Below are 12,671 nucleotides of genomic sequence, written 5' to 3'. Positions count from 1 at the left end.
CTTGTCTCCGACCGGGGGGTGTGGGTCCGGTCGTCGTTGGCGCGCTTGCTCCTACTCGGCATGGGTTGGGAAGCCCTCTGGGTGTTCTTGGCGGGGGGGGTGCGGGGTGGGCACCGGGCCCCCGCCCCCCGCCCGTTCATGGGATGGGTCAGTCGGTCAGTTGGACGGCCCGCAGGCCGGTGGCGCTCTTGGAGTTGTTGGCGATGGCCGCGCCCCATTCGGACCAGCCGCGCGCCCGCCCGTCGTTGTCGGTGTCGTTGACCACGACGCCGAGTCCGATGGATGCGGTCGGCTTGCCGGCGAGGCCGAGCGAGGCCCACGGCACCGTCACCGTGTAGTGGGTGGTGGTGCCTTCACGGGTGATCTGAGCGGTGCCACCCGGGGTCGGGCCGGCGGACTGGCCGGACGGCGGCCGCCACGTGTAGACCTGCGGCTTGCCGCCGACGAGCGAGGCGCCGACCTCGACGTACTGTCGGCTGCGGCCGGGCAGTTGGGGGGTGACGGCGAACTGGATGCTGTCGCCCTGCCACATGTTCTCGGCGGTGGTGGCGGGCTGGGCCAGGACGTTGTCGGTGATCTCGCCCTTGAGTACGAGCCCGGCCGCGGTGTACTGGGGCCGCAAGGTGCCGGAGAGGTCGGAAGCGCCGTTGTAGCCGCCGGTGTAGTGCAGGGAGCCCTGGGCGGCCACGTCGATGGGTGTGGTGGTGTTCGTACCGGCGGGCTGGACGGCGCCCCAGCCGTTCCAGGTGCCCACGGGGGTCCTGGTGCCGTCGGGGGTGCTGATGTAGGCGGCCGTCCAGTAGCGGTTCCACGGCTTGATGCTGCGCGCGTCCACGGTGTACGAGGTGCTGGACTCGGTGGCGACCTTGATCGGCCCGTCGATGGTGCCCCGGTCCAGATAGGTGGTACCGGAGTTCACCTGCCACTCCAGCTTGGTGAGGTCGAGCGCGGAGCGGGTGCGGTTGTTGGTGACGGTGACCTTGAGCGCGGCGGTGAACGGCGCCGCCTTCTTCACCACCGGGTCGAAGGTGACCTCGGTCGGGGGCACCACCTCCGTGTCGGTGGTGACGCGGCCGAGGGTCACCGGTCCGAATCCGACGGTGCCGCTGACCGAGCGCGTCCCCGTCAGGGCCGAGGTGGGCAGCTCGACGGTCTTGCGGGTGACCTGGCCGGGCTTGGCCGTCAGGCGGTACGTCTCCCCCGCCACGCGGAACTGCACGGGCCACGGCACCGGGAGGTGCCCCTTCGTGCGGTCGACCTTGAGCACCGCCTTGACGGGCTCCTCCGTGTTGGTGCGCCCGGGGAGTTCGAGGGAGTAGGCGGGGGCGGCGACGGACTTGACGCCGGTCACCGCGCCCTTGACGTACAGCACCTTGCCGTCGACCCCGAGCTGCACCTTGCCGCCGGCCGGGGTGTAGGTCTTCGCCCGGCCCAACTGGTCGGTGACGGTGACCGGGCCGGTGGCCGAGAGCTCCACTGTTCCGGGTGTCGTCGCGGTCGTGTACAGCGCCCGGACGGTGTCGGTGCCGGTGCCGAAGCGGTACGAGCGGACGGCGTCTGAACCGGCGTTCTCACGGCCGGCATACGCGCGGCCCGCGAGCTGGCGGATCAGGACGCCCTCGGTGACCACGGACGGCTTGGGCTGCCAGGCCTTGACATCGGTGGTGGGCCGCTTGAACGCGCCGAAGTTGTGTTCCTTGTTGTTGGCGTCGGTGCCGTCGTTGGTGAGGTCGTACCAGTAGTAGCGGTCGACACCCGAGGCGAACGAGAAGATCTGGGCGCGCGGCACATAGGCGGCCTGCAACGCGGGGGTGACGCCGTCGCTGTGGGTGGGGTAACCGTTCTCGGTCATCCACAGCGGGAAGTCCTTGCCTCCCGCCGCGTCCAGATCGGCGCGCACCTGCGGCAGCTTCTCCAGGGCCACCTCGGGCGGGTTCGGGTAGCCGTAGTGGTGGACGCTGAGCGCGTCCATGTAGTCCAGGCCGCCGATCGCGTACAGCCGCTTCAGCCAGTCGGTCGTGAGACCGGCCGTGGCGCCGCCGACGACGGTGGCGTCCGGGACCTTGGCGTGCACCTTTCCGAAGCTCGCCTTGAGCAGCTTGAGGTAGCAGTCTGCGGTGATGCCGCAGGTGCCGTTGTTGAAGCCGGCCGAGTTGTACTCGTTGTAGATCTCGACCTCCTTGGTGGACTGCTGGTACTTCTCCACGACCCCGGCGGTGTACTTGCCGTAGGCCTCCAGCGCCGTGTCGGAGGCCGGTGTCCGGTTGCTGTCGTAATTGACGTTCCGGTAGCCGGAGATGGGCAGGGCGGTCAGGCCCAGCGTCTTGGCGTACGGGATGTGCTGGTCGGTGGAGTAATTGCCCCAGTCGTACTGGCCGGGAGTCTTCTCGATGGCGCTCCAGTTGATGTCGGAACGTATCCCGTGCATGCCCATCAGCTTGACCGAGCGCAGCAGCTTCTGGTCGTCGCCGTCGTTCCACCCGTAGTGGATGCCGGTGCCGAAGCGGGGATCCTTCTGCTCGTGTCCGGCCAGCGCGGTCAGTACGCCGAAGCCGGCGGTACGGGTGGTGGCGCCCGCGGTCGCCGTGAGCGTGTAGTAGCCGCTGCCGAGCGTGGTGACGTCGACGGTGGCCGTTCCGCCCGAGACCGGTGCGGTGCCCGACGCGACGGTCAGGCCCTGGTCATCGATGGCCTTCCAGGCCACCGAGGCCTCGTCGGAGGCCAGGGTGATCTTCGCCTGTCCCTTGATGAAGAGCAGGTCGGGCGAGGTGACGGTGAGGGTACCGGCCGCATGGGCGGCCGGGGCCGTGCGGGGCAGGGGGGCTGCCACCAGCAGGCAGCCGAGCAGGGCGGCGGCGCTGCCCCATGCGGCGGGCCGTCTGGAGCGGCCCATTACTCTGGCCGGTGCCAGGGGACCTGGCCGGATCGTGCCGTTCTGTTCCATCGAGGTGTCCTCTCGATCGGATCGGCGCGGTGCGTCCTTGGGTGGTCCCGGGTGGTGGTGTGCTCCGTCGGCTGTACCCCGGCGGAGCACACCGGTCCGTGTGCCGTCGGCCCGCACCGCTGCCGCCGTCGGCCGGCGCGGACCGGGTCCGCGCGTGTGCCCGGGTGGTGCTCATCCCTTGAGGCCGGTGAAGCCTCCCCCGCCTCGTACGATCTGCCGCTGGAAGATCAGGAACAGCACGACCGGGGGCAGGATGGCGAGCAGCATCCCGGCGATGAGCAGCGACTGTTCCGCCGTTTCCGCGAGGCGCGGCAGCGCGGCGGAGATGGGCTGCTTCTCGGTGTCCGGGATGACGATCAGCGGCCAGAGGAAGTCCTTCCAGGAGTTCATGACCGTCAGCAGGGTCACCACCGCGAGGATCGGCCGCGACATGGGCAGCACGATCCGGCGGAAGATGATGAACGGGCCGGCGCCGTCGACCTTTGCGGCCTCGAAGAGTTCGCGCGGGATGCCGTCGAAGAACTTCATCACGATCAGTACGGTGAAGGCGCTCGCGGCGTGCGGCAGCCAGACGCCCCAGGGGCTGTTGGCGAGCGAGATGCCGAGGCCCGGCAGATCGAGCACGGTGAGGTAGAGCGCCACCAGGGAGATGGAGCCGGGGATGAAGAGGGTGGCGAGCACCATCCACCGTACGGGCGCCGCCCACTTGGGGCGCAGCACGGACAGGACGTAGCCGCCGGTGGTGGCGACGACCAGATGGGCGACGACCGAGCCGGTGACCAGGACCACGGTGTTCCAGAGGTACTGGCCGACCTGGAGTTCGTTCCAGGCGTGGGAGAGGTTGTCCCACTGCGCGTGGTCGGGCCAGAGTGCCAGCGGGTCGCGCAGCAGCTCCTGGGTCGGTGAGACGGCGCCCTTGAAGGTCCAGTAGAGGGGTGCGGCGCCGAAGGCGAGCAGCAGGAGAAGCGAGAGCCCCTGGATGGAGCGGAGCGAGACGCGCACGGAGGTCCGCCGGCGGTCGGCGGTGGAGATGAGTCCGCGTCCGCTCTCCTCGGGGCGGTTCCTGCGGCGGGTGCGAAGGGGGATCTGTACAGCCATCAGTTGCTCCAGCTCTTCGTCGCCCGCAGATAGATCGCCGAGAGCACGCCGAGCACGAGAGCCAGCAGCACGCTGAGCGCGGTCGCCGCTCCGTAGTCGCCGTTCTGGAAGGCGTAGTTGTAGATCAGCATCAGGACAGTGAGGGTGGAGTCCTCCGGGCCGCCGTCCGTCATCACAAAGGGTTCGGTGAAGACCTGAAGGGTGCCGATGATCTGAAGCAGCAGCATGATCAGGATGACCCCGCGCAGCGACGGCAGGGTGATGTGCCAGACCCGGCGCCAGATGCCCGCGGCGTCGATCTCGGCGGCCTCGTACAGTTCGGTCGGTACGGAGCCGAGCGCCGCCAGATAGATGATCACCGTGGAGCCGAAACCGGCCCAGGTGGCCTCCAGGACGATCGACAGCATCGCGGTGTCGGTGGACTGGAGCCAGGGGTACGGGCCGAGGCCCACATGGGCCAGCAGCTGGTTGAACAGGCCGGCGTCCGGGTCGTAGAACCATTTCCAGAGCAGGACGGAGACCACCGGGGGAATGGCCACCGGAAGGTAGGCGAGGATACGGAACAGCGTGCTGCCGCGCCGCAGTTCGGCGATGAGCACCGCGAGGAAGAGCGGTACCGGGAAGCCGATCACCAGGGCGAGCGCCGCGAACAGTGCGGTGTTCTTGACGGCCGTCCACAGCAGCGGGTCCTCCAGCACATGCCGGAAGTTGTCCAGTCCCACCCAGGTGCCGGGGCCGATCAGATTGGTCTGCTCGAAGCTGAGCTGCACGCTCTGGACGATCGGCCACCAGGAGAAGTAGGCGAAGCACAGCACCATGGGCAGGCCGAACAGGATGGTGGTGACACCTCCTTGCCTGACCCAGCGGACGAAGCGTTCCGCCGGGCCGCCGCGACGCGGGGAGGCGGTGTGCGGCGGCCCGTCCGATGTCCGCGTCCGGAGCGCGGAGGGGTCGGCGGAACGGTGTTTCTGTGTCCGGTTCTTCTCGGTGCGGTTCCCGGCGGGCGCCACAGGCGCGTGTGACCTGCTCATTGACGTCTCCTCGCCTCTCCTCGTGCTGTGCTCAGTGCCTGATGTGCCGGACACGCCCTAACTCTGCGCCCGTTCCACCTGGGACTTGACCTGTGAGGCGGCCTTCTTCAACTGCTCGGCCGGGTCGGCGTCCTCGCGTGTCAGTACGGCCTGGACCGCGCTGTCAAGGGCCTTGTAGACGTTCTGTGCCTCGACGGGCGGCTCGATGACCAGCTCGTATTCGGCGAGTGCCTTGCTGTACGGGGCGAAGTGCCCGATCGGCACATTGGCCTGCTTGTCGACTGCGGCCTGGACCGGGTCGGCGATGGCCGGCTTGTAGAACGGGACGCTCGGTACGCCAATGACGGCGCCGTCCTTCTTCTTGGCCGCCGCGTCCTTCTCGCCGAGCGCGACGTCGTACTTGGGGGCGAGGTAGTAGAAGTCGATGAACTTCGCTGCGGCCTCACGCTGTTGCGGGGTGGCTCTGGGACTGATCACCGCGATGGTGCCGCCGGCCAGGGTCCGCCTGCTGCTGCCGTCGGTGGGCATGGCGCCGAGCCCGACGGTGTCCGGGTCGCCCTTGTACTGCTGGATGTAGTGGCCGACCATGCTCGGTCCGGCGATCGTCATGCCGATCTTCCCGGCGGAGAAGTCCTTTTCGACGTCGGTGATGTTGCGCAGTTGGTTCTTGCCCATCGACTGATCCGTCCAGCGCATCTCCTTCAGCGCCTTCAGGGACTTCTCGGCGCCACTGCCGGAACGGTCGAAGGTGTTGGCCCACTTGCCGCCGGACTCCTCCTGCATGCTGTCGCCGAAGGAGTAGGCCATGGCGGTGAGGATCCAGCCACCGGTGTTCTCCTTGGTCATCTGGGCGTAGCCGGTGGCATCGGTCTTCTCGGAGATCGCCTTGGCCGCGGCACGGACCTCGGGCCAGGTGGTCGGCGGCCTGTCGGGGTCGAGTCCGGCCTTCTTGAAGAGATCCCGGTTGTAGACCAGCCCGAGCGCATACTCCTCGGTGGGTATGCCGTAGATCTTGCCGTCCAGGCCCTTCGCGGTGCCGAGCGCGACCTCGTTGAAGCCCTCGCTGTGCTTCAGTCCCTCGAAGTCGGCGGTGAGGTCGGCGATCTGCTTGCGCTTGATCAGGCCCGACATCTCGGTCAGCGGCACCCGGACGATCGTCTCCAGGCTGCCGCCGCCGACCTTGGTCTGGAAGCTCTGCTGGTCGTACTGGTACTCGTTCGTCTTGATCTTGATCTCGGGGTTGGCCTTCTCGAACTCCGCCACCCGCGCATCGAAGGTCTTGAGTGCGGCCGCGTTGGTGGCCGGCGGCCGCCCCGAAACGGTGATGGTCACCGTACCGTCGCCGGCGGTGTCACTGCCGGAACCGGAACACGAGGCAAGCACGCAGACGAGCGCACCCGCGGTGACGCCCGTCAGGGCGATGCGCAGGGAGGGTCTCATCGGGGACTCCATTCAGGGGCAGACCGGAACCGGCTGGAAAGCGTTTTCCAGCCGGGGTCACCTTGCACTGCCCGATATCGCCGCGTCAATGGGTCCGGGGCGGACTTCCGACCGGGGGTCGCACCGCATGCCCCTTGCCCGAGCGTTGACATCGGCTTAGCCTCTGGAAAACGTTTCCCAAGCGTTGCCGGAGATCGTCGGTCCGACGATCGCGAGCTGGAGGACATCCCGTGCACCCTGCCTGGTCGGCCGCCGAGTACGACCGCGCCCTGCTGCGAGCGGCCCTTTCCGAGGGCGACCGCTGCTGGGACTCCGAGGCGAACCTGCTGCAGGTCGAAGCCCCGTACAACCCCATCCACACCCATATCAAGGGCGGCCTCGCGCACCCCACCCGCAACTCCCTGCAGTACGCGCTGCTCCTGCTGGAACGGGACGGTGACGGCGACGGCGAGCGCGCCCACTCCGTGATCCTGCGGATCGCGGAGCTCCAGGACCGGTCCACGGAGAGCGCCACCTACGGCATCTGGGGCTATTACGCCGAGGAACCGGCAGCGATGATGGACCCCGCCGACTGGAACTGGGCGGACTTCCTCGGTATCCAGCTGCTGCTGGTGCACGCCCGGCACGGCGACCGTCTGCCACCCGCTGTGCTGCGTGAACTCCGGGAGTCGGTACGGCACGCGGCGGCGTCGATCGTCCGCCGGAATGTCCACATGACGTACACCAACGTCGCCGTGATGGGCACGTTCGTCGCGCTTGCTGCCGGGAGGCTCCTCGACGACGAGGCGCTGTTCGCGTACGGCAGGGACCGCATGGTGCGGCTGTGCGAGGCGATCGACAGCACCGGCAGCTTCACCGAGTTCAACAGCCCGTCCTACTGGGGTGTCGTGCTCCAGACGCTGACCCTGATCAGGGAACACATCCGGGACGAGGAGGTGCTGGATCTCAACGACCGGCTGCACGACCGGCTCTGGCTGCACTTCCTGGCCCGCTGGCACCCGCCGACCCGTCAGCTCTCCGGCCCCATGGCCCGCTGCTACAGCAACGATCTGGGCGTGCCACCGTTCCTGGTCAAGGCGGTACGCGGTGTGCTTGGCACCCCGGAGATCGGCCCTGTCCGGGGGGAGATGTCGATCGGTGTGCACGCCTGTGTGGACTACCGCATGCCCGACTGGGCCCTGCCTCGGCTGCTGGCACTGGAGGGTGAGCGTGAGCACCGGGAGCTCTTCGCCGAGAGTCCTTCCCCGGAGACGGGAACCACCTGGCTGGACGCGGTCACCACACTGGGCAGCGTGAACCACCAGGACACCTGGCTGCAGCGGCGCCCGCTGTTCGGCCACTGGGTGCGCCCCGACGGCTCCCCCGGGCATCTGCACGTCCATCTGATGAAGGACGACGGGGCGGAGGACTTCGATTTCGCGTCCGGTGTGCTCTCGACCGTGCAGAGCGGCCCGCACGTGGCCTGGCTGACGGGTTTCGCCTGCCCGGCGGGCGACCGGCACCACCACCTCGACATGATCGAGCCGGGTGACCGGTTCCGGGCGCGGTCGCTGCGTCTGGTGGTGGACGTGATCGGTGCGCCGCCGGTAGCGGAGACGTCCGTGGTCGACGGCGGTGTCGACCTCGATCTGGGGACGGCACGGCTGGGCTTCAGCCTGGCCGGGGGCAGTTTCGGCGGCCGTACGCCGACAGCACGGCTGGTCCCGCTCGCTGACGGGGTACGGATCGAAGTCGTCCTTTTCGAGAGCGCGACCCCGGTCGAGCTGGACTGGGCGGCGTTGGGCGACACATTCGCGGCGGGCACCCTCTCCCTCGTGCCGGCCGGTACGGAGCAGGGTGGGGAGCCGGTGCCGGATCCCGAGGTGGATGTGGTCGGCGACTGCGCCGAGGTGTGCTGGACGACCCCTCAGGGACGCCGCCTGACGGTGCGCGGCGGCCGGTCGGTCGTGTCCCGCGAGGAGCACGCCGCGCTGCACTCCGCGACGGTGGACGGCGCGGCACCGCCGTCGCCCCGCCTGTCGGAGTCCCGGCTGGTGCCGTAGACACCCAAGGAGCTCCGCTTCGGCCGGGGGCCGGAGCGGAGCTCCCCCGGCAGGAGCCGACGAGATCACGGCGCTCCGCGCCGCACCGCGCCGGCTTCACCATCGACTGGGAAACCGTCAGCGCCGTCTGCCCACAGGACACGGACGAATGGAAGGACCGCCATGCGATCCGGCTGGAGTCGAAGGCACGATCTCCCAGGCCGTACGCGTCACGGGCCTGCGCCGCACCCGCTACCGCGATCTACCCGCGACTCGCCTCGGCCACGTCTTCGCCGCCACCGCACGCAACCTCATCCGCATCGGCCGACGGCTGACCGGCACCCCACTCGGCGGCACCCGCACCTCCCACCTCGAAACCGTGATGCTCGCGGTCTGACCAGCCGAACCAGGCATTCCTCAGCAGAGTCCTGAAGGCCGGAATTCCCTGCGGGGATCAGGGATGGTTGATGCCACATCGGCGGTGCCGTGCCGTGACGGGCGCAGCCGGTCCAATGGTCCGGCCTGCTCGCGGGTGCTCACTGATTCGTGCATTCGTGTCAGAGGGCCGTGTCGGGACCGCCATTGGTGACGCGGCGCCTGCGGGCCGCCAGGAGGCCCGCACCTGTCAGGACGGTCACGCCCGCGAGTCCGCCGATGCAGGCCAGGACCGCGGAGCTGGTGCCCGTCGAGGCCATGAGCGACTTCGCGGGTGTTCGGTCTCCGGCGGCCTGCCGGATGAGATCGGCGACGACATCGGGGTGCGACATCATCGCGACATGGGAGGAGGCGACCTCGACCGTGTGCGACTTGGCGCGCTTGGCCTCGAATCGTTCGAGATCCGGGGCGATGGCCTTGTCACGGGTGGCCACCAGTGCCCAGGACGGAATGGTCTTCCAGGCCGCCGCGGCTGCCGTTTCCATGAACGCGGCTCCGTTGATGGGGCGCTGGGTGGCGGCCATCACGGCCGTGGTGCCCGGCGGCACGTCCGCCGCGAAGACATCGTGGAACCTGTCGGGCTGGATGTACAGATCGGTCCCCTCCTTTCCGTCGGCCTCCGGGAACGGCACCGGCTCCAGAGCCGCATTCAGCTCGCTTCCCGCGAACTTGGCCGACAGATCCGACAGCCTCTCCCCCTTGTCCGGCATGAGCGCGGACACGAACACCAGCGACTTCACTTGCGGATTCCCCGCGGCGGCATTGCTGATCACCGCACCGCCGTAGGAATGCCCCGCCAGGACGATCGGGCCCTTGATGCTCTTCAGCAGACCGGCTATGTACGCGGAGTCACCGGCGAGCCCGCGCAGCGGATTGGCCGGGGCCATGACCTTGTATCCGTCACGCTGCAGGCGTTCCACCACACCGTTCCAGCCCGAGGCATCGGCGAACGCGCCGTGTACCACCACCACTGTGGGCTTGGCGCCGGCCGGATCGGCACCGCCATCGGCTGCGACAGGTCCGGCGGCCGTGGCAAGGGCGGCCGCGGTGAGCGCCACGGCGACGGTCTGCGCGCGCCGCCCGCGTGTCCGCTTCCGCGGGGCGAGAAAGGTCGAGACGGTCATGCTGTTCTCTCTTCGTCGAGGAGCGGTTGGGTGGGCTCAGCGTTGCCAGGCCCGGCCCCAATGGCGCGACGCGCGAAGCGAGGGAGTGAAATCGGGCGACCGTTCGAGTGAGTGATACGCAACACAGAGTGACGGGGCGGTATGTGCCGTGCCGTGCCGATCAGCTGTACGGGGAGCGGAGGGGCACCGGGTGAGGTATCCCGGAAGCATGGCTTCCTGGCGGTTCCTGCAGTCGCTCCGAAAGACCCGAAGGCGCAGGAACGCTCTCGTGGCGATGCCGTTCGCGCTGATCGCCGTCGTCACGGTGGTTGACGTCATCGCGCCGCCGGATGTGCATCTCGGACCATTCCTGGTGGCGGCTCCTGCGGTGGCTGCCTCGTTCACCGGGCCGCGCATGACCGCCTTCGTCGGTGCGGTCGCCGTGCTGGCCCAATCCCTGGTGGCCGTCGTGCGCACCAGCCTCAACGACCTCAATCACACCTACCAGATCATCGCGCTCGTTCTCATCTCTGTCTTCGTCACCTTCTTCGCCCACCTGAGAGAACGGAACGAGCAGGCGGTGTCCCAGCTCCGTTCGGTGGCCGAGGCGGCGCAGCGAGTGGTGCTGCGACCGCTGCCCAGGCGCAGTGGACCCCTGCGCATCGCCTCGGTCTATCTGGCTGCGGAGGCGGAGGCGCAGATCGGGGGCGACCTGTACGCGGCCGCCCGCACCACCGACGGGACCCGCATGATCATCGGTGATGTACGCGGTAAGGGACTGTCCGCGATCGGCGAGGCAGCCAGCGTCCTGGGTGCCTTCCACGCTCTTTCCCGCCAGGAGTCGCAGCTGCCCGATCTGGTGGCGCATCTGGAGGCGAGCATCGCGCTGGACGAGAACGACGCCGATCACGAAGGCCGGGACGACGACCAGGACCCCGCAGAGTCCTTTGTCACCGCGGCCGTTCTCGACATCCCCGATGCCGCCACCGAGCTCCACCTGGTCAGTTGCGGTCATCCACCGCCGCTCCTGCTGCGCGCGGGAGAGGCGATCCCGCTCAGAGTACGAGCGCCCGCCCCGCCGCTCGGTCTGGCGCACCTGCTGGTCACCGAACACACGGCGGAGGCGTTCAGCTTCGACGTCGGCGACACCCTGCTTCTGTACACGGACGGTGTCATCGAGTCCCGGGACCGGTCAGGGGACTTCTATCCGCTCGCGGAACGGGCCGCATCGCGGTGCGGCCGGTGCCCGGACTCCCTGCTGGCATCTCTGTGTGCCGACCTCGTCCACCACGCCGGCGGCCGCCTGGGTGACGATGCGGCAATGGTCGCCATCCAACGGCTTCCGGCCTCCGGGTGACGCCGCCTGCCCGCACCGCTCAGGTCTGGCCGCCTCGCAGCCGGCGCGATACGGCACGCAACCAGGGATGATGTTCGTGCAGTCGCGCCGAGTGCCGGTCGAGCTCCTTGCCCAGGCGTTCCGTGCGCTTGTCGATGTCGAGCTCGTCCAGAATCCGGTCGACCTCGGCGAGCAGGGCTCCGTGCAACTGCCACTGCCTGGGATGTTCCTGGACATCTTCGAGGAGCAGGTTCGCCACCCGGTCCCTGGTCGCGCGACTGACGGCGAGTGCGCGGGCGAGCCGGTCCTCCGCCTCCTCACCGTTCTCCGCGACCGGAGTGGTGATCAACTCCGAGAAGCTCTCGATGGCACCGGCCATCTGTCCGAACAACTCCGTCAGGGATTCGGCCACGTCGGCGGGGAACAGCGTCTCCTCGGTACGGGCCTTGGCCAGGTCGGTCAGGGTGCGTGACAGCACCCGCAGCACCACGGCGCAGATCTCCAGGGTGTCCAGACCGGTACGCAGCACGACCCGGTACAGCAGTCCCTGCCGGACACGCGGGTTGAGCGTGAGGCCTTCCTCGGCCTGCCGCAGCGAGGCGTCGACCTCCACGATGTCGTGGTCCAGCCGGCGGGCTTCGTGGAGCCGGTCGGCCGCCCGCTGGACGGAGGTGTGACCTCCCACGTCCTGTCCCATCGCACGGAACATGTGTCCCATCGCGCGGGCCAGACTGTCGATGGAGGCACCCGCGGACTGCACCCACACGGGTGGCGCGAAGAGCAGGTTGAACAGCATTCCCACGCCCGCGCCGATCAGCGTCTCCAGCACTCGGTCCCATGCTGTGGAGGCGACCTGCGAGACGCCCAGCACGAGCATCGCGCTGATCGCCACCTCTGGTACGAACTCGTCGACCCGCACCAGCCGCCCGATGATCAGCGAGGCGAAGATGGTCAGTCCGAGGCTCCACCAGTTGAGTCCCACCAGGGAGCTGAGCGCACTGGCGATGAGTACCCCGACGATGACGGAGTTCACCCGGCGGATCCCCGTGGTGAGGGTCGCGTAGAGGGTGACCTGCACGACGAGGAGTGCGGTGAGCGGTGCGGTGAGCGGTGCCGGATGCGGAAGGGTCCACACCGCCACGACGTAGGCGATGACGGAAGCTGCCGTGGAACGCAGGGTCTGCGCTCCGACGGGCTCGGTCGTACGCCGGACGAGCTTGATCACGGGTTCGGATACTCGTGCCATCTCCTTCCCATGCCCGC

At 68.7% G+C, this 12,671-nt stretch carries 8 protein-coding genes and 1 pseudogene; 3 read left to right on the top strand and 6 right to left on the bottom strand.

Translation table 11 applies throughout. From position 1 onward, the window contains the following. Window positions 1-148: 148 nt before the first annotated feature. The 4 genes from ACFVYE_RS33960 to ACFVYE_RS33945 form a co-directional block, all read right to left on the bottom strand. Window positions 149-2,944 carry a hypothetical protein gene (locus ACFVYE_RS33960; RefSeq protein ID WP_383967614.1) on the bottom strand — a complete coding sequence of 932 codons (2,796 nt, stop codon included), beginning with the start codon at window positions 2,942-2,944 and terminating at the stop codon, window positions 149-151. 171 nt (window positions 2,945-3,115) lie between these two features. Beyond that, the gene (locus ACFVYE_RS33955) at window positions 3,116-4,042 is read right to left on the bottom strand and encodes a carbohydrate ABC transporter permease (RefSeq protein WP_383967617.1); all 927 of its coding nucleotides are present in this window, start codon (window positions 4,040-4,042) and stop codon (window positions 3,116-3,118) included. Further along, the gene (locus tag ACFVYE_RS33950) at window positions 4,042-5,073 is read right to left on the bottom strand and encodes a carbohydrate ABC transporter permease (protein ID WP_389608090.1); all 1,032 of its coding nucleotides are present in this window, start codon (window positions 5,071-5,073) and stop codon (window positions 4,042-4,044) included. Before ACFVYE_RS33950 ends, ACFVYE_RS33955 begins: the two co-directional genes overlap by 1 nt. Window positions 5,074-5,130: 57 nt before the next feature. Further along, window positions 5,131-6,513, bottom strand: a complete 1,383-nt coding sequence (locus tag ACFVYE_RS33945; RefSeq protein ID WP_389608089.1) for an extracellular solute-binding protein — start codon at window positions 6,511-6,513, stop codon at window positions 5,131-5,133. Window positions 6,514-6,743: 230 nt separating this feature from the next. Between ACFVYE_RS33945 and ACFVYE_RS33940 the strand changes: the two genes are divergently transcribed. Together ACFVYE_RS33940 and ACFVYE_RS33935 are read left to right on the top strand one after the other, a co-directional pair. Next, a complete protein-coding gene (locus ACFVYE_RS33940; protein ID WP_389608088.1) occupies window positions 6,744-8,555 on the top strand; it encodes a hypothetical protein in 1,812 nt (603 codons plus the stop codon). 134 nt (window positions 8,556-8,689) lie between these two features. Then, window positions 8,690-8,931, top strand: a pseudogene (locus ACFVYE_RS33935) (transposase); the annotation flags it as partial. Between the two features lie 160 nt (window positions 8,932-9,091). On the opposite strand, the gene ACFVYE_RS33930 reads toward ACFVYE_RS33935, so the two are convergent. Further along, a complete protein-coding gene (locus ACFVYE_RS33930) occupies window positions 9,092-10,093 on the bottom strand; it encodes an alpha/beta fold hydrolase (RefSeq protein WP_389608087.1) in 1,002 nt (333 codons plus the stop codon). Between the two features lie 274 nt (window positions 10,094-10,367). On the opposite strand from ACFVYE_RS33930, the gene ACFVYE_RS33925 reads away from it, so the two are divergent. After that, window positions 10,368-11,429: a PP2C family protein-serine/threonine phosphatase gene (locus ACFVYE_RS33925; RefSeq protein WP_383979056.1), complete on the top strand. Its 1,062-nt coding sequence runs from the start codon at window positions 10,368-10,370 to the stop codon at window positions 11,427-11,429. A 19-nt stretch (window positions 11,430-11,448) separates the two neighbouring features. Here the strand turns inward: ACFVYE_RS33925 and ACFVYE_RS33920 are convergent, their stop codons facing one another. After that, the gene (locus ACFVYE_RS33920; RefSeq protein WP_383979050.1) at window positions 11,449-12,654 is read right to left on the bottom strand and encodes an aromatic acid exporter family protein; all 1,206 of its coding nucleotides are present in this window, start codon (window positions 12,652-12,654) and stop codon (window positions 11,449-11,451) included. Window positions 12,655-12,671 lie beyond the last annotated feature (17 nt).

Source organism: Streptomyces sp. NPDC058239, assembly GCF_042882185.1.
Classification (GTDB): domain Bacteria; phylum Actinomycetota; class Actinomycetes; order Streptomycetales; family Streptomycetaceae; genus Streptomyces.
Note: the sequence above shows the minus strand (reverse complement) of the source record. Positions and strands in the feature narration are given on the sequence as shown.